A 17151-nucleotide genomic window follows, 5' to 3' on the forward strand; every position below is an offset into this window, starting at 1 on the left:
GACACCGGACATGACAGATCGGCCCTTCATCTGCATATCAGCAGGTGAAGGGCCGATCGTCAGTAGATCCAGAGTGTGCCCCCGGCAGGATTCGAACCTGCGCTCCCGCCTCCGGAGGGCGGTGCTCTATCCCCTGAGCTACGGGGGCGGCAACGAGTTGAACACTACCGCACGCCCGGCGGCCCTCACCCCGGGGGTGTGAAAGCGACCGGGCGAGCGGTCGTGCCGGCGGGTCCGCGGCCAGGCACCGGTTCGATCGCGGTCGACGAGCAGGCCGTGCCTGCCGGGGGCCGCCGGTCAGGGACCGGCGGCCCCCGGGACGGTCCGCGGATGCCGTTTCGCGGAGTCGCTACCGCGAGCGGAGCTCGCGGCGCAGGACCTTGCCGCTGACGGTCTTCGGGATCTCGTCGAGAATCTCCACCTGACGGGGGTACTTGTAGGCGGCCATCCGTTCCTTGCAGAACGCGATGATCTCCGCCGGTGCGGCCTGCGCCCCCGCCTTCAGCGACACGAAGGCCTTCACCGTCTCGCCGCGGTAGTCGTCGGGGACACCGACGACGGCGGCCTCACGGACCGCGGAGTGCTCGTAGAGCACGTCCTCGACCTCGCGCGGCCAGACCTTGTAACCGCCCGCGTTGATCTGGTCCTTCTTGCGGTCGACGATGTAGAACCAGCCCTGCTCGTCCATGTAGCCGACGTCGCCGGTGTGCAGGACGCCGCCCGGCAGGGCCCGTGCGGTCTCCTCGGGCTTGTTCCAGTAGCCGGCGACGACCTGCGGGCCTTCGGTGACGAGCTCGCCGATCTCGCGGACGGGCAGCTCCGTGCCGTCCTCGTCGACGATCCGCACGACCGTGTCGTAGACCGGCACCCCGACCGACAGCGCACCGGAGTCGGGATCGACCGGTGCCTCGGCGTGGAAGGGCACCGCGTGCGACGGTGAGGTCGTCTCCGTCAGGCCGTAGATGTTGTGGATGTAGTGGCCGGAGGCCTCGCGGAAGGCCTCGACCGTGGCCGGTGGGATCGGCGCTCCGCCCGAGTAGATCTTGGTGAGGGAGGCGAACTTCGACCGGTCCGCGTTCGGGGCGTTCATCAGCGCGATGAAGACCGTGATCGATCCGACCGTGAAGGTCGCCCGCTCGGCCTCGACGGTGTCGATGGTCAGCGCCGGGTCGAGGCGGTACATCAGCACCAGCGGTGCCCCGGTCAGCAGCGACACCGCGATGTGCCCGACCAGGCCGGTGATGTGGAACAGCGGCGCGATGCCCAGCACCACGTCGTCCGCGCCGATGCCGATCCAGTCCCGGTAGGTCTGTGCGTTGAAGACGACGTTGCGATGGGTGGTCATCGCCCCCTTGGGCGGGCCGGTGGTGCCCGACGTGTACGTCAGGAACGCCACGTCGTCCGGCCCGAGCGACACCTGCGGCGGTGCCGCACCCGCGTACCGGTCGAGCAGCTCGACGAGATCGAGGGTGCCCGGGCACTCGACCCGCTCGACGCCGTCGAAGACGGCGGGTTCGTCACGGGTCTGGAAGTCCAGCTCGGAGGTCGTGATCACCGTGCGGACCGCCGTCCCGTCCACGACCTCGGACGCCACGTCGCGGTGCAGCGACTGCAGCGCCACGAGCACCGTCGCCCCGGAGTCGGTGAGCAGCTCGGTGAGCTCCCGTACCCGGTTCATCGGATTGATCGAGACGGCGATCCCGCCGGCCTTCCACGTGCCGATCTGGGCGATCACGAACTGGGGCACGTTCTGGGCGAAGATCGCGACCCGCTCACCGGCGGTGAAGCCCTCGGCCGCGAGTGCCGCGGCGAAGGCGTCGGTGAGCCGGTCGAGTTCGGCGAAGCTGATCCGGCCGTCGAAGTAGCGGATCGCGTCGCCGTCGGGTCCGCGCGCCACCGACGCCCGGAACATCTCCAGGGCGTTGTCGTACTCGACCTGGGCCCCGGCGGGCTGGCCCCGGTCGTAGCGGGCCAGCCATGGCTTGTCGTCGTAGACACTCACAACGGGTTCCTCAGCGGATGACGACGGGATTGACCGGGGCGCCGGTGCCTTCGACGACGTTCAGCGGGGCCGCGGTGTAGAGGAAGTCCCACCGGCCGTCGGCCGCGCACGCCTCCGCCAGCTTGTCCAGCGCGACGATCTCGGTCAGCACCACGCCGAGGTTGCGCATCAGCGCGCAGTGCAGCGGCAGCATCACCCCCGAGACCGGGTCCTTGGTCACCTCGTTCGCGATGGTGTCCGTGACGAGGTTCGGGATCTCGCGGTCGGCGAACCACTGCACCAGCTCGCGGGAGTACGTCAGTCCGGGCTCGACGAAGTCGGCGTAGAACTCCTCGGCCGGGACCGAGTAGAAGTAGGACAGGAAGCCGGTGCGGATCAGCAGGATGTCGCGCTGTCCGAGCTCCACCCCCTGGGCCTTCGCCGCCTCCTCCAGATCGGTGTGGTTGAAGGTCTCGCCCTTGTCGAGCCACGGCTTGCCGCGGTGCCGGGCCATGTCGATCAGGACGCCGCGGCCCGCCACCCCGCGTTCGGCGATGGCCTGCACCGACGCCTTCTTCATCCCGTCGACGGTGTCGCGCGCGTCGTAGCCGTTCCAGATCTTGCCGTCGTACCAGACGTGCCCCAGCGCGTCGTACTGCGTGGAGCCCTGCAGGAAGATCTCCGCCTTGTCGTCGGCGTAGTGCAGGCCGCCGGGGAAGGCCGGTGCGCCCTCCTTGCCCTCGTCCCACGAGGACTCGTCGAGGACGTTCGTGCGCTTGGTGCCCTCCCGGCCGGGGAAGACGGGGTCGCCGTGCGGGTGTCCCATCGGCGCCTGCAGCGGGAACACCTCACCGGACCTGACGTGCTGCACGCCCCGCAGCACCTGGGCGGCATCGAGGAAGTTCAGCGCGCCGACCTCGTCGTCGGGGCCCCACCGGCCCCAGTTGCTGAGGGCGTCGTCACCGAGGAGCTCGCGCATCGTGGGCACGTCGGACATGTGGTCTCCTTCGACACTGAAGCTGCCGAACAAGCGTCAGAACGCTCGCTCGGTCGGTGTTCAGGAGCATGTCGGGTGCGGACGCCGGCGTCAAGCTCGGGGTGTGACCTCGCGAACGTTCGTGCCGAACGTGGTGAGGAGAGGCGCTGTCCGGGGTGATCGCGAACGTCAGTGAGTTCGATTTTCCTGAACTGGCGGTGCGGGCTGCGCCGCGGCGACGGGACGCATCATGGCGAGCGCGAGCCCGGCGTAGTGCCGGGCGAGACGGGCCGGCCCCAGCTCCGCCGCCTCCCGCGACTCCGGGAACCAGTACGGCAGCGTCAGGCACATCGTCGAGATCGCCCGGGTGGTCGTGCGGACGTCCGGTGCGGTGAACCGGCCCAGGCGCACCGCGGTCGTGGCCGCCTCCTCCAGCGCTTCGCGCACGCGCCGCTGCACCGCGGTCAGGCGCTCCCGGTTCGGCTCCTCGACGCTGCGGATCTCGGTCAGCGCGAGCGAGGCGAGCTCGGCGCGTTCGGCGTGGTACAGCGCCAGTGCCTCCACGGTGAGGACGAAGTGGTCGACGGGGTCGTCCACGTCCTTCCCCGCGGCCACCACACGCCATTCGAGGTCGTGCAGGGCGATCTCGAGCAGGGCCACCAGGAGGTGCTGCTTGCTCGGGTAGTGGTGGTAGAGGCCGGGCACGCTGATGTCGGCGCCGGTCGCGATGACCCTCATCGTCGCGCCGTGGTACCCGGTCTCGCTGAAGACCTCGATCGCCGAGCTGAGCACCGGATCGAGATCGAGCTCGTCGAAGATCCGCCACTCCCCGGGGTGGGCCGCGAGCGGGCGCGTCGCGCCGTCCTCCGCGACGACGGGGGGTTCGAGCAGCCGGTTGACCGGCACGTCCAGGCAGCGTGCGATCTGCTGCAGCCGCTCCACCGTGAGCCGGACCTTGTCGTTCTCGATCGCACTCATCGTCCCGACGCTGACGCCGATGTCGCGGGCCAGCCGGCGCAGGGTGACACCGGCGCGCCGGCGCGCGGAGCGGACCGCGGCACCCCCGGCCGGCGGTTCAGGCATGCTGAACATCTTACGGCGGCATCCCTGCGTCGTACACTCCGGCCCGTGGGTCCTGGCACAGTCGCACCCGTCACCGGTCGTCGTCGGTGAGCGGCCCCGGTGAGCGCCCCTGGCTGGCCTCGTACCCACCGCATCTGCGCCGGTCCCGGCGCCGGGAGCACGACTCGGCGCTGGCCGTGTTCCGGGCCGCGGTGAAGGCGGCGCCCGCTGCTGCGGCCGTGCACTACTTCGACACCGGCCTCACCTGGACCGACCTCGACCGTGCCTCGGACGCGCTGGCCGCACTGCTCCTCGACCGCGGTTTCGCGCCGGGGGACCGGCTGGCCCTCTGCCTGCAGAACGATCCCGCCTTCGTCGTCGGGCTCCTCGCGGCCTGGAAGGCGCGTGGTGTCGCCGCGCTGATCAGCCCGATGAGCAAGCAGCGCGAGCTCGAGTTCACCCTCGGCGACTACGAGCCCGCGGCGCTGCTGGCGCTCGACGACCTCTACGAGGACGTGGTCCGCGGGGTGCTCGCCCGGGCCGACACGAACGTCCGCACCGTGGTCACCACCTCGCCGCTGAGCGCTCTGAGCCGCCCGGACCGGCGGATCTTCGAGGGAGCGACACCGCGGCGGCCCGGCGACACGCTCGACCTGACCGCCCTCGTCGCGTCGTACTCCGGGCCCCCGCCGCCGCACGTCCCACCCGCTCCGGACGACCTCGCGGTGCTCGCCCCGTCGTCGGGCACCACGGGCGAGCCGAAGGCCGCGATGCTGACCCACGGGTCCCTCGCGTTCAACGCCCGGACCTACCGCGACTGGACCGGGCTGCGGGTCGGAGAACCGGTGCTGGCGACGGCGCCGGTCTTCCACGTGACCGGCCTGGTCGGCGCCGTGCTCCTCGCCGCGCTGCTCCGCTCGCCGCTGATCCTGACCCACCGGTTCCATCCCGGCGTCGTCCTCGACGCCGTCCGGCGGCACCGGCCGGCCTTCACCGTCGCTCCGGTCACCGCCTACATCGCGCTCGCCGACGATCCGGCGGTGTCGGCGTCGGACCTGCGGTCGCTGCGGCTGCGCTACTCGGGCGGATCACCGCTCGTGCCGGACGTGGTGGACCGGCTGGAGGCCGAGCTGGGCGGTTACCTCCACAACGTCTACGGCCAGACGGAGTCGTCCTCGCCCACCCACATGGTTCCGCCCGGTGTGCGCGCACCGGTCCATGCCGACACCAGGGCGCTGTCCGTCGGGCTCCCCGTCTTCGACACCGACGTCGCCGTGGTCGGCGACGACGGCCGCCCCTTGCCCGCCGGGGAGATCGGCGAGCTGGTGACCACCGGGCCGCAGATCGGGCCGGGGTACTGGCGTCGCCCGCAGGAGACGGCCGAGGTGTTCACCCGAGCCGGGATGCGAACCGGCGACGTGGGGTTCATGGACGACCGGGGCTGGTTCTACGTCGTCGACCGCAGCACCGACCTGATCAACGCCGCCGGCTACAAGGTCTGGCCGTACGAGGTGGAACAGGTCCTCACCGACCACCCGGCGGTGCTGGAGGCCGCGGTCGTGGCCATCGCCGACGACTACCGGGGTCAGTCCACCCGCGCCTACGTGGCACTGCGACCGGGCCGGAGCGCGACCGAGATGGAGCTGATCGAGTTCTGCAGACTGCGGATGGCCGCCTACAAGTACCCGCGCGAGGTCGAGATCGTCGGCGCACTGCCCCGGACGGCGACCGGCAAGCTGATGCGCCGGGCCCTGCGCGGGCGCTGATCTCCCCTCGGGCCCGGCGGCCGGACACGACCGGTGCAGCTCACGGGGCCGTGTCCCGCGCCCGGGGCGGCCGGCCCGGAGGGGAGCCGCCCGAGGCCGGACCGCGTCCGGAGCGGTCGTCGTCACCTCCTAGAATCGGGCCGGTGAATCCCGACGTGCTCGCCGACCTGGTCCGTGACGTCGCGCGGGACGTGCTGACCCGACGTGGCATGGACGTCCCGGCGCTGCCCACGGACGGAGTCGTCGAACGGCCCCGCAACCCCGAGCACGGTGACTACGCCACCAACATCGCGCTGCGCACCGCCAAGAAGGCCGGGGTGAACCCGCGCGAGCTGGGCACCTGGCTGGCCGAGGAGCTCGCCACCCGCGACGGCATCGCGAGCGCCGAGATCGCCGGCCCGGGGTTCATCAACCTGCGCCTGGCCGCCGACGCGCAGGGCGCGATCGTCGGTGAGGTGCTGGCCGCCGGAGCCGGCTACGGCACCGGCGACGAGCTCGCCGGACGCGATGTGAACCTGGAGTTCGTGTCCGCCAACCCGACCGGCCCGTTGCACCTGGGCGGTGCCCGGTGGGCCGCGGTGGGCGACGCGCTCGGCAGGGTGCTGTCCGCGCGCGGCGCGAAGGTGACCCGCGAGTACTACTTCAACGACGCCGGAGCGCAGATCGACCGCTTCGTCGCCTCCCTGGTCGCCGCGGCGCAGGGCGAGCCCGCCCCGGAGAACGGCTACGGCGGTGCCTACATCGGTGAGATCGCCGCCCGGGTGGTCGCCGCCGAGCCGGGGGTGCTGGAGCTGGAGCCCCGGCTGCGGGACGAGACGTTCCGCCGGGTCGGCGTCGGCTACATGTTCGACGAGATCAAGGAGCGGCTGGCCGAGTTCGGCACCGAGTTCGACGTCTGGTTCCACGAGCAGTCGCTGCACGACTCCGGGGCCGTGGAGGCGGCCGTCACCGCACTGAAGGAGAACGGCTCGCTCTACCAGGCCGACGGGGCCTGGTGGCTGCGCTCGACCGACCACGGTGACGACAAGGACCGGGTCGTCATCAAGTCCGACGGCCGCCCCGCCTACATCGCGGGTGACATCGCCTACCTGCGCGACAAGCGCGCCCGCGGTTTCGACCTGTGCATCTACATGCTCGGCGCGGACCACCACGGCTACGTGGCGCGGCTCAAGGCCGCCGCGGCCGCCCTCGGCGACGATCCCGCCGTCGTCGAGGTGCTGATCGGGCAACTGGTGAACCTGGTCAAGGACGGCAACCCGGTGCGGATGAGCAAGCGGGCCGGCACCGTCGTCACGATGGACGACCTGGTCGAGGCCGTGGGTGTGGACGCGGCCCGGTACTCGCTGGTCCGGTCCTCGGTGGACTCGTCGCTGGACATCGACCTGGACCTGCTGGCCAGCCGCACCAACGAGAACCCCGTCTTCTACGTGCAGTACGCGCACGCCCGGCTGGCGTCGCTGGCCCGCAACGCGGCCGACCTCGGGATCACCGTCGGTGACGCCTACGGTCTGCTCGAACACCCGCGCGAGGGCGACCTGATCCGCACCCTCGGCGAGTTCGGCGAGGTCGTCCGCTCCGCGGCGGAGCTGCGCGAGCCGCACCGGGTCGCGCGCTACCTGGAGCAGCTCGCCGGGGCGTACCACAAGTTCTACGACGCCTGCCGTGTCCTGCCCCAGGGCGACGAGGAGGTCACCGACCTGCACCGGGCCCGGCTGGCGCTGTGCGCGGCCGCCCGCCAGGTGCTCGCCACGGGTCTCGGGCTGCTCGGCGTCAGCGCCCCGGAACGGATGTAGCCCGATGAGAGCCCACCCCGCAGGTCCGCTGCACGCCGGCCTGACCCCCGCCCCCGAGTCCGCGGGCCCGCGCCCCGGGTCGGCCGCCGAGCTCGACCACCTGGCCCCGGCGGTCTGGCCGCGCAACGCCGTCCGCGGCGCGGACGGCGCCCTCGCCCTGGCCGGTGCCGACGTCCGGGACCTCGCCCGGGAGCACGGCACCCCGCTGTTCGTGCTCGACGAGGACGACTTCCGGTCCCGCTGCGCCGAGTTCGCCGCCGCGTTCGGCGCGGCGTCGGTGCACTACGCGGCCAAGGCGTTCCTGTGCACCGAGGTCGCCCGCTGGGTCGCGCAGGAGGGCCTGTCGCTGGACGTCTGTTCCGGCGGTGAGCTCGCCGTCGCGCTCCGCGCGGAGTTCCCGCCCGAGCGGATCGCCCTGCACGGCAACAACAAGTCCACCGACGAGCTGGTTGCCGCCGTCGACGCGGGCATCGGCGGGATCGTCCTGGACAGCTTCGACGAGATCGCCCGGCTCGAGGCCGTCGCCGCCGAGCGCGGCCGGACCGCCCGGGTGCTGATCCGGCTCACGGTCGGGGTCGAGGCGCACACCCACGAGTACATCGCGACCGCCCACGAGGACCAGAAGTTCGGGTTCTCCATCGCGAGCGGCGCGGGCCCGGACGGCAGCAGGTCCGGGAAGGACTCCGCCGCGCTGGAGGCCGCCCGCCGGGTCGTCGCCGCCCCCCACCTGGAGCTGGTCGGGCTGCACTCGCACATCGGCAGCCAGATCTTCGAGACCGAGGGGTTCGAGGCGGCCGCCCGCCGCGTCGTGAAGGTGCTCGCCGACCTGCACACCGAACACGGCTCGGAGAACCTCACCGCCCTGCGCACGCTGGACCTGGGCGGCGGTATCGGCATCGCCTACCGCCCGGCGGACACCCCGCTGTCGATGCCCGCACTGGCCGAGGAGCTGCGGTCGATCGTCAAGCGGGAGTGCGCGGCCGCCGGACTGGACGTCCCGGGTATCGCCGTCGAGCCCGGCCGGGCGATCGCCGGGCCGGGCACCGTCACCCTCTACGAGGTCGGGACGATCAAGGACGTGCCGCTGGGCGGTTACAGCCGCCGCTACGTCAGCGTCGACGGCGGCATGAGCGACAACATCCGCACCGCGCTCTACGACGCCGAGTACGACGTCCGGCTGGTGTCGCGCTCGTCGGGGCACGACCGCATCCCCTGCCCGGACGGTCGTCACGGTGACGAACCGGTGCTCTCCCGGGTAGTCGGCAAGCACTGCGAGTCCGGCGACATCGTCGTGCGCGACTGCTGGTTGCCGGCCGATCTCGCGCCCGGTGACCTGCTCGCGGTCGCCGCGACCGGGGCCTACTGCTATGCGATGGCGTCCGGGTACAACCGGCTGCCGCGGCCCGCCGTCGTCGCCGTCCGCGAGGGTGCCGCCCGGACGCTGCTGCGGCGCGAGACACTGGAGGACCAGTTCCGGTTCGAGGTGTGATCGCCCCGCGAGCGCCGCGGTGTGAGTGAGAACGGCCACCCGGCGCACCCGGGACCGGCCTGACCAGGAATGATCGGCGCCCGCTGAGGCGGGTGCGGTACGCGAGGAGGGCTTGTGGCGAGGGGCGAGAGCGGGGCCGTCCGGGTCGCGTTGCTGGGCTGCGGCACCGTCGGCACCGAGGTGGTCCGGCTGATCACCGACCAGGCCGCGGACCTGACGGCGCGGATCGGGACGCCGGTCGAGCTGGTCGGCGTCGCCGTCCGCAGGCCGCACCGGCACCCGTGGCTGACCGAGAACTTCGGCCACCTGGTCACGACCGACGCGGGTGCGCTCGTCGCGCGCGCCGACGTCGACGTCGTCGTCGAGGTCATCGGTGGTATCGAGCCGGTCCGCGGCTGGCTGCTGGAGGCGCTCAAGGCCGGCAAGTCGGTCGTCACCGCGAACAAGGCGCTCCTCGCCGAGGACGGGCCGACGCTGGCCGAGGCGGCCGACGCCTCCGGCGCCGACCTCTACTACGAGGCCGCCGTCGCCGGGGCGATCCCGCTGCTGCGTCCGCTGCGCGAGTCGCTGGCCGGCGACCGGATCACCCGCGTCGCCGGAATCGTCAACGGCACGTCGAACTTCATCCTGTCCGCGATGGCCTCCGGCGGCACCTCCTACGGCGACGCGCTGGAGGAGGCCACCCGGCTCGGCTACGCCGAGGCCGACCCGAGCGCCGACGTCGACGGCTACGACGCCGCCTCCAAGGCCGCGATCCTGGCCAGCCTCGCGTTCCACACCCGGATCACCGCCTCCGACGTGTACCGCGAGGGGATGCGCGGGGTCAGCGCGGCCGACGTCGCCGCGGCGCGACGGCTCGGTTGCACGATCAAGCTGCTCGCCATCTGTGAACGTGTGGTGGCCGAGGGGCCCGACGGTGCACCGGTCGAGTCGGTGTCCGCGCGCGTCTACCCGGCGATGGTGCCCGACTCGCACCCGCTGGCCCGCGTCGACGGCGCGTTCAACGCCGTCTTCGTCGAGGCCGAGGCGGCCGGCCAGCTCATGTTCTACGGCCAGGGCGCCGGTGGTGCGCCGACCGCCTCGGCGGTGCTCGGCGACCTGGTCGCGGTGGCCCGCAACCGGGTCGGCGGCGGCCGCGGGCCCCGCGAGTCGGCCTACGCGAGCCTGCCGGTGCGTCCGATCGGCGAGGTACCGACCCGCTACCACGTCGATCTCGAGGTCGCCGACCGTGAGGGCGTGCTGGCCGCGATCGCCGGTGAGTTCGCCCGGCAGGGTGTCTCGATCGCCGCGGTGCGCCAGACCGGCGGCATCAACGGTTCGATCGACAGCGTCGCCGGTGCGGAGGGGACGGGGCTCGGCCCGGCCCGGCTGACCGTCGTCACCCACTCGGCGCCGGAGGCCGCGCTGGCCGCGACCGTCTCCGCGCTCGCCGATCTCGACCACGTCGTCGGGGTGGTGGGTGTGCTCCGGGTGGAGGGCCTCGGGCGCGCGGTGAGCGCGCTGGGCATGGGCTGATGACGGTGCGGGAGCAGAGAACGGTGCGATCCGGCTGGTGCCGGCCGAACAGATCCGGCTGGGGCCGGCCGAACACGGGAGGCGACCGGCGATGACCGGCAGCGTGCACAACGTCCGGGGCCCGGCCGCCGGTGGCCCGATGCCCGCGGTCCAGGCGACCGGGTCGGTGGCGCCCCCACCGCCGGGGCACTGGCCGGGGGTCGTGGAGGCCTACCGGGACCGGATGCCGGTGCAGCCGGACTGGACGGTGGTCACCCTCGGTGAGGGCGGGACGCCGCTGCTGCCGGCGCCGCGGCTGTCCGAGCGGACCGGTTGCCAGGTCTTCCTCAAGGTCGACGGTGCCAACCCGACGGGTTCGTTCAAGGACCGCGGGATGACGATGGCGGTCACCGCCGCACTCGCCGAGGGCAAGCAGAGCGTGCTCTGCGCCTCGACCGGCAACACCTCGGCGTCGGCGGCGGCGTACGCCACCCGCGCCGGGATGACGTGCGCGGTGCTGGTCCCGCGCGGCAAGATCGCGCTCGGCAAGCTGGCCCAGGCCGTCGCGCACGGTGCCCGGATCCTGCAGATCGACGGCAACTTCGACGACTGCCTGGAGCTGGCCCGCAAGACCACCGCCGACTATCCGGCGATCGCACTGGTCAACTCGGTGAACCCGACCCGGATCGCCGGGCAGGCCTCCGCGGCGTACGAGATCTGCGACCAGCTCGGGCAGGCCCCGGACGTCCACTGCCTGCCGGTCGGCAACGCGGGCAACATCACCGCGTACTGGAAGGGTTATCGCGGCTACCACTCCGACGGGCTGATCTCGGAGCTGCCGCGGATGTTCGGCTACCAGGCCGCGGGCGCCGCGCCGCTGGTGCACGGTGCGCCGGTCAAGGAGCCGGAGACGGTGGCCACCGCGATCCGGATCGGCGCCCCGGCGTCCTGGCGCGGCGCGACCACCGCCCGGGACGAGTCCGGCGGCCGGTTCGCCGCCGTCACCGACGACGAGATCCTCGCCGCGTACCGGCTGCTCTCGGCGCAGGAGGCGGTGTTCGTGGAACCCGCGTCCGCGGCGAGCGTCGCCGGACTGTTGCAGTCCAGCGAGGACGGCACGCTGCCGAAGGGCTCGCTCGTGGTGTGCACGGTCACCGGGCACGGTCTGAAGGACCCGGACTCCGCCCTGCTCACCGCACCCGACCCGGAGATCGTGCCGATCGATCCCGGTGCGGTCGCGGCGGCCCTCGAGCTGGCCTGATGGGCCGCCCGACACGGGTCCGGATCCGGGTGCCGGGTTCGACCGCCAACCTCGGGCCCGGTTTCGACTCGCTGGGGATGGCCCTCGGGCTCTACGACGAGATCGAGGTCGAGACGTTCGACACCCCCGGCCTGTTCGTCGACGTGGCGGGGGAGGGTGCTCGGCACGTCCCGCGCGACGAGCGGCATCTCGTGCTGCGGGCGATGCGCCTGGCGTTCGACCTGTTCGGCGGGTCCGACCCGGCCGCGGCCCCGGCCGGGCTGCGGCTGCGCTGCACGAACGCCATCCCGCACTCGCGCGGACTGGGCAGCTCGGCGGCCGCCGCCGTCGCCGGGGTCACCGCCGCGGCGGTGCTCTGCGGGCGCGACGCGGCCCTGGAGCGGGACACGTTGCTGCAGCTCTCGGCCGGTATGGAGGGCCATGCGGACAACGCGGCCGCCAGCCTGATGGGCGGGTTCGTCGTCGCGTGGGAGTCCTCCGGCGCGGCGCGCCGGTTCCACGCCGAGAAGCTCGACGTGCACCCCGACGTGCACCCGGTGGCCTTCGTCGCGGGGGCCGAGTCGTCCACCAAGACCACCCGTGGCCTGCTCCCGGAGCGGGTCCCGCTCGCCGACGCGGCGTTCACCGGCAGCCGGTGCGCGCTCGCGGTGCTGGCGATGACCCGGCGGCCCGATCTGCTGCTCGACGCGACCGAGGACCGGCTGCACCAGCCCTATCGGCGCACGGCGTACCCGTCGTCGCTCGGGCTGGTCGAGGACCTGCGCCGCCACGGGGTGCCCGCTGCGATCTCCGGTGCGGGGCCGACCGTCCTGGCGCTCACCTCGGACCGATCGGTCCCCGACGCCGTCGACACGGACGGTTTCGCGGTGCTGCCGCTGCCGATCGACACCCGCGGTGTCCAAGTGGACGTCGCCTGACCTGCGATGACGTTCGGGTGTTCGCATCCGCCGGGGTCGGCGGCGTGACGAATCCGACTATGGTCGGCGGACTCGCCGGGCGGGGGTTGTTGCCGCCCGCGAGCGATACGTCTACTCTCGGCGTCGTAAGGCGATCCACGCGACATCCGCGTAGTCTGCAGCCGGGCCCGCTCGCCCGATCTCCTTTCTGACTGGACTCGGAATCCCGAACGGGCGGCCTGACACCCGCGACGTCGTCGTGGTGCTTCATTTTGTGAATGCTGCCGGTGCGGCTCACCCGCGCCGGCCGAGCGCGCGACATCCCCTGACCTGGACAGGACAACCGGGTCGGTCAGGAAGGAACTCTGTGAGCGAGACCGATCTCGCCGGAACCGGGACCGCATCGAACGAGGCGGCGCCCCGCCGTCGCGGCGGCCTGTCCGGCATGGTGCTGGCGGAACTGCGTCAGCTGGCCACCGAGCTGAACGTCCCGGACATCTCCGGCATGCGTAAGGGTGACCTGATCGCGGCCATCAAGGAGCGTCAGGGCGGTGCCGCGGCCCCGCCCAGGAAGTCGAAGGCCAAGCCTGCGGCGACCGGCTCCGGCGGCGCTGACGGCGCCGAGGCCCCTCAGCTCGCCCTCGGGGACACCGGGTCCGACGCACCCGCGTCGGCGGGGAAGCCCGCGGCCGAGCCCGCCACGAACGGGGCGACCGAGCAGGCCGAGGCTCCCGCGCCGCGGGCTCGCCGCCGTCGGTCCGCGACCCGGCCGGCCGGCGCCCCGGAGACGGCGGCCGAACCGGCCCCGGCCGCTTCGGCCGCCCGGGAGCCGGCGAGCGCCCCGGCCACGGAGCCGACCGCGAGCCCGGACACCCCCGCGAGCCCGGAGAAGTCCGCGAGCCCGGAGAAGTCCGCGAGCCCGGAGAAGTCCGCGAGCCCGGAGAAGTCCGTGAGCACGGAGGCCCCCGCGGCGGCACTTGCGGTCGAGCCGTCCGCCGCCGCGGCCGTCGCGGAGCTGACCCCGGCCGCTCCGGCCGAGGCCCCCGCGACGTCCGGCTCCGAGGAGAAGGAGACCCAGGACGGGGCCGACGTCAAGCCGGCCGGCGACGACCGCCGGGGCGAGCGGAACGACGACGGGCAGGAGGGCGGCGGCCGCCGCTCCCGCACCCGGCGGCGCGGCGGCCAGGGTGACGACGCACCGTCGAAGGACTCGGGCCAGCGCGACCCGGGTCAGCGCGACTCGGGCCAGCGCGACGCAGGCCAGCGCGATGCCCAGTCCGACTCCGGTGACGAGTCCCGCGACGGGGGCCGGGGCGGCCGCAACCGCGACAACGACAACGGTGGCCGCGGGCGCAACAACCGCAACGGTGAGGGCCGCAACGACGAGGGCGGCCGGGGTGGCCGCAACAGCTCGGGCCGCAACGGCGGCGGCAACACCGCGACCCAGAACGCACCGGCCGCCGCAGCGAACACCGGCGCGTTCAACGACGACGACGATGACGACGGTGACGGCCGCGGCCGCCGCGGGCGCCGGTTCCGGGACCGCAGGCGCGGCCGGGACCGCGAGCGCGGCAGCGGTGGCGGCGGGAACGTCGACACCGAGATCCGCGACGACGACGTGCTGCTGCCGGTCGCCGGGATCGTCGACATCCTCGACAACTACGCGTTCGTGCGGACCACCGGCTACCTGTCCGGCCCGACCGACGTCTACGTCTCCATGTCGATGGTGCGCAAGAACGGTCTGCGCCGCGGTGACGCGATCACCGGTGCCGTCCGCCAGCCCCGCGAGGGGGAGCAGCAGCGGCAGAAGTTCAATCCGCTGGTGCGGGTGGACACCATCAACGGCCGCGACCCGGAGTCGGCCCGCAGCCGTCCCGAGTTCACCAAGCTGACCCCGCTGTACCCGAACGAGCGGCTCCGTCTGGAGACCGAGCCGAACCAGCTGACCACCCGGGTGATCGACCTGGTCATGCCGGTCGGCAAGGGGCAGCGGGCGCTGATCGTGTCGCCGCCGAAGGCCGGTAAGACGACGGTCCTGCAGGCGATCGCCAACGCGATCACCACGAACAACCCCGAGTGCCACCTCATGGTCGTCCTGGTCGACGAGCGACCGGAGGAGGTCACCGACATGCAGCGGTCGGTGAAGGGCGAGGTCATCGCCTCGACCTTCGACCGGCCGCCGTCGGACCACACCACGGTGGCGGAGCTCTCGATCGAGCGCGCCAAGCGCCTCGTCGAGATGGGCCACGACGTGGTCGTCCTGCTGGACAACATCACCCGCCTCGGCCGGGCCTACAACCTGGCCGCACCGGCGTCGGGCCGGATCCTCTCCGGTGGCGTCGACTCGACCGCGCTGTACCCGCCGAAGCGCTTCCTCGGCGCCGCGCGCAACATCGAGGACGGCGGCTCGCTGACCATCTTCGCCACCGCGCTGGTCGAGACCGGGTCCACGATGGACACGGTGATCTTCGAGGAGTTCAAGGGCACCGGCAACGCCGAGCTCAAGCTCGACCGCAAGATCGCCGACAAGCGCGTCTTCCCGGCGATCGACGTCGGCGACAGCAGCACCCGCAAGGAGGAGCTGCTGATGTCGCCGGACGAGCACGCGGTGATGGTGAAGCTCCGCCGCGTCCTCGCCGCGCTGGACGACCAGCAGGCGATCGACCTGGTGCTCGACCGGCTGAAGAAGACCAAGACCAACATCGAGTTCCTGATGCAGGTCGCGAAGAACACCCCCGGCAAGGACGACGACTGACCCGTCCGGGCCCCGGTGGGAATTCCGCCGGGGCCCGGATGGTTGAATGGCCCGTCAGCTTCCCGGCTCCGGTTCACCCTGCGAGAAGAGGGACCCGGCGGCCATCGAGAGGAGAATCCCATGCGCGAGGGCGTGCACCCTCAGTATGTCGAGACCCAGGTCACCTGTGGTTGCGGCAACCAGTTCACCACCCGCAGCACGAAGTCGAACGGTGCGATCACCGTCGAGGTCTGCTCGGCCTGCCACCCGTTCTACACGGGTAAGCAGAAGATCCTGGACTCCGGCGGCCGCGTGGCCCGCTTCGAGGCCCGTTACGGGAAGCGTCAGCGCGCCAACCAGTAGCCACCGACACGGCGCCCGTCCCCTCGCCACGCGAGGAGGCGGGCGCCGTTTCGCGTTCCCAGCCCGCTCCCGCGACGGAGGACCTCATGACCAGCCAGTCGGTGGACGCGCTGCTCGACGAGCACGCGGAGCTCGAGCAGCGCCTCTCCGATCCCGAGGTGCTCGCCGACCAGGCCCAGGCCCGCAAGCTCGGCCGCCGCTACGCCCGCCTCGGCCCGATCGTGAACACCGCGAACGAGCTGGCGCGGGTCCGGGCCGACCGGGACGCGGCCCGCGAGCTCGCCGCCGAGGACCGGGCCTTCGCCGCCGAGGCGGACACCCTCGACGCCCGGGTCGTCGAGCTGGAGACGGCGCTGACCGAGCTGCTCGTGCCACGCGACCCGCACGACTCCGACGACGTCCTGATGGAGATCAAGTCCGGCGAGGGCGGTGAGGAGTCCGCGCTGTTCGCCGGTGACCTGGTCCGGATGTACACCCGCTACGCGGAGTCCCGCGGCTGGAAGGTCGAGCTGCTCGGCTCCACCCCGTCCGACCTGGGCGGCTTCAAGGACGTCACGCTGTCGGTGCGCGGCCGTGACCCGGCCGAGGGGGTCTGGGCGTCGCTCAAGTTCGAGGGCGGTGTGCACCGGGTCCAGCGGGTCCCGGTCACCGAGTCGCAGGGGCGCATCCACACCTCGGCGGCCGGGGTCCTGGTGTTCCCCGACACCGACGAGACCCCCGACGTCGAGATCGACGAGAAGGACATCCGGGTCGACGTCTACCGCGCCTCCGGGCACGGCGGCCAGAGCGTCAACACCACCGACTCCGCGGTCCGGATCACCCACCTGCCCACCGGCATCGTCGTGACCTGCCAGAACGAACGCTCCCAGCTGCAGAACAAGGCACGTGCGATGGACGTGCTGCGGGTGCGGTTGCAGGCCAAGGCGGAGGCGGAGGCCGCGGCTGCGGCCTCCGAGTCGCGGCGCTCGCAGGTCCGCACCGTCGACCGCTCGGAGCGGATCCGCACCTACAACTTCCCGGAGAACCGGATCTCCGACCACCGGGTCGGGTTCAAGGCGCACAACCTGTCCGCGGTCCTGGACGGCAACCTGGCCGACGTCGTCGCGGCCCTGACAGCCGCGGAGCGCGCCGAGGCGATGGCCGGCACCTCCGCCGGTGCCGCCCCGGAGGGGGACGGCGCGGCGTGACCGGCCCGCTGACCTCCCACCCGGTGACGTCCCGTCCGCTGACCTCCCGCGCGGTGACGTCCCGTCCGCTGACCTCCCGCGCGGTGACGTCCCGTCCGCTGACCTCCCGCGCGGTGACGTCCCGTCCGCTGACCTCCCGCGCGGTGACG

The 17151-nt window shown here is 72.6% G+C and carries 12 protein-coding genes and 1 tRNA gene; 9 read left to right on the forward strand and 4 right to left on the reverse strand.

Annotated features, from left to right (window positions below):
• Positions 1 to 76: 76 nt before the first annotated feature.
• From AB0J24_RS04445 to AB0J24_RS04460, 4 genes are all read right to left on the reverse strand, one after another.
• Positions 77 to 148: transfer RNA gene (locus tag AB0J24_RS04445), tRNA-Arg, on the reverse strand.
• A 201-nt stretch (positions 149 to 349) separates the two neighbouring features.
• Complete coding sequence (locus AB0J24_RS04450) at positions 350 to 2002, reverse strand: AMP-binding protein (RefSeq protein WP_358675259.1); 1653 nt, start codon at positions 2000 to 2002, stop codon at positions 350 to 352.
• Positions 2003 to 2012: 10 nt separating this feature from the next.
• Entirely contained in the window at positions 2013 to 2978 is a 966-nt protein-coding gene (locus tag AB0J24_RS04455; protein ID WP_358675262.1) for a cyclase family protein, read from the reverse strand.
• A gap of 168 nt (positions 2979 to 3146) precedes the next feature.
• Positions 3147 to 4040 carry a TetR family transcriptional regulator gene (locus tag AB0J24_RS04460; protein WP_358675265.1) on the reverse strand — a complete coding sequence of 298 codons (894 nt, stop codon included), beginning with the start codon at positions 4038 to 4040 and terminating at the stop codon, positions 3147 to 3149.
• 86 nt (positions 4041 to 4126) lie between these two features.
• Here AB0J24_RS04460 and AB0J24_RS04465 point away from each other — a divergent pair, with 86 nt between their 5' ends.
• The 9 genes from AB0J24_RS04465 (at position 4127) to prfA (ending at position 17002) form a co-directional block, all read left to right on the forward strand.
• Positions 4127 to 5785: an AMP-binding protein gene (locus AB0J24_RS04465; RefSeq protein ID WP_358675268.1), complete on the forward strand. Its 1659-nt coding sequence runs from the start codon at positions 4127 to 4129 to the stop codon at positions 5783 to 5785.
• Between the two features lie 143 nt (positions 5786 to 5928).
• Positions 5929 to 7578, forward strand: coding sequence for an arginine--tRNA ligase (argS, locus tag AB0J24_RS04470; RefSeq protein WP_358675271.1), 1650 nt, complete (start codon positions 5929 to 5931; stop codon positions 7576 to 7578).
• Between the two features lie 4 nt (positions 7579 to 7582).
• Positions 7583 to 9067 carry a diaminopimelate decarboxylase gene (lysA, locus tag AB0J24_RS04475; protein WP_358675274.1) on the forward strand — a complete coding sequence of 495 codons (1485 nt, stop codon included), beginning with the start codon at positions 7583 to 7585 and terminating at the stop codon, positions 9065 to 9067.
• Positions 9068 to 9181: 114 nt separating this feature from the next.
• The gene (locus AB0J24_RS04480; RefSeq protein ID WP_358675277.1) at positions 9182 to 10582 is read left to right on the forward strand and encodes a homoserine dehydrogenase; all 1401 of its coding nucleotides are present in this window, start codon (positions 9182 to 9184) and stop codon (positions 10580 to 10582) included.
• Positions 10583 to 10721: 139 nt separating this feature from the next.
• The gene (gene thrC, locus AB0J24_RS04485) at positions 10722 to 11822 is read left to right on the forward strand and encodes a threonine synthase (RefSeq protein WP_358675444.1); all 1101 of its coding nucleotides are present in this window, start codon (positions 10722 to 10724) and stop codon (positions 11820 to 11822) included.
• Positions 11822 to 12739: a homoserine kinase gene (gene thrB, locus AB0J24_RS04490; protein WP_358675280.1), complete on the forward strand. Its 918-nt coding sequence runs from the start codon at positions 11822 to 11824 to the stop codon at positions 12737 to 12739. The genes thrC and thrB overlap by 1 nt, the downstream gene beginning before the upstream one ends.
• 424 nt (positions 12740 to 13163) lie before the next feature.
• Complete coding sequence (gene rho, locus AB0J24_RS04495) at positions 13164 to 15473, forward strand: transcription termination factor Rho (RefSeq protein ID WP_358675447.1); 2310 nt, start codon at positions 13164 to 13166, stop codon at positions 15471 to 15473.
• A gap of 120 nt (positions 15474 to 15593) precedes the next feature.
• Positions 15594 to 15815 carry a 50S ribosomal protein L31 gene (rpmE, locus tag AB0J24_RS04500; RefSeq protein WP_358675283.1) on the forward strand — a complete coding sequence of 74 codons (222 nt, stop codon included), beginning with the start codon at positions 15594 to 15596 and terminating at the stop codon, positions 15813 to 15815.
• 86 nt (positions 15816 to 15901) lie between these two features.
• The gene (gene prfA, locus AB0J24_RS04505) at positions 15902 to 17002 is read left to right on the forward strand and encodes a peptide chain release factor 1 (protein ID WP_358675286.1); all 1101 of its coding nucleotides are present in this window, start codon (positions 15902 to 15904) and stop codon (positions 17000 to 17002) included.
• Positions 17003 to 17151 lie beyond the last annotated feature (149 nt).

It is taken from the genome of Pseudonocardia sp. NPDC049635 (assembly GCF_040659795.1).
GTDB lineage: Bacteria > Actinomycetota > Actinomycetes > Mycobacteriales > Pseudonocardiaceae > Pseudonocardia.

Bases quoted from the DNA above. Each gene is read 5' to 3' on its own strand.
- AB0J24_RS04460 (WP_358675265.1), bottom strand. From the start codon at position 4,040: ATGCCTGAACCGCCGGCCGGGGGTGCCGCGGTCCGCTCCGCGCGCCGG.
- thrB (WP_358675280.1), top strand. From the start codon at position 11,822: ATGGGCCGCCCGACACGGGTCCGGATCCGGGTGCCGGGTTCGACCGCC.
- rho (WP_358675447.1), top strand. From the start codon at position 13,164: ATGGTGCTGGCGGAACTGCGTCAGCTGGCCACCGAGCTGAACGTCCCG.
- thrC (WP_358675444.1), top strand. From the start codon at position 10,722: ATGCCCGCGGTCCAGGCGACCGGGTCGGTGGCGCCCCCACCGCCGGGG.
- lysA (WP_358675274.1), top strand. From the start codon at position 7,583: ATGAGAGCCCACCCCGCAGGTCCGCTGCACGCCGGCCTGACCCCCGCC.
- prfA (WP_358675286.1), top strand. From the start codon at position 15,902: ATGACCAGCCAGTCGGTGGACGCGCTGCTCGACGAGCACGCGGAGCTC.
- rpmE (WP_358675283.1), top strand. From the start codon at position 15,594: ATGCGCGAGGGCGTGCACCCTCAGTATGTCGAGACCCAGGTCACCTGT.
- AB0J24_RS04455 (WP_358675262.1), bottom strand. From the start codon at position 2,978: ATGTCCGACGTGCCCACGATGCGCGAGCTCCTCGGTGACGACGCCCTC.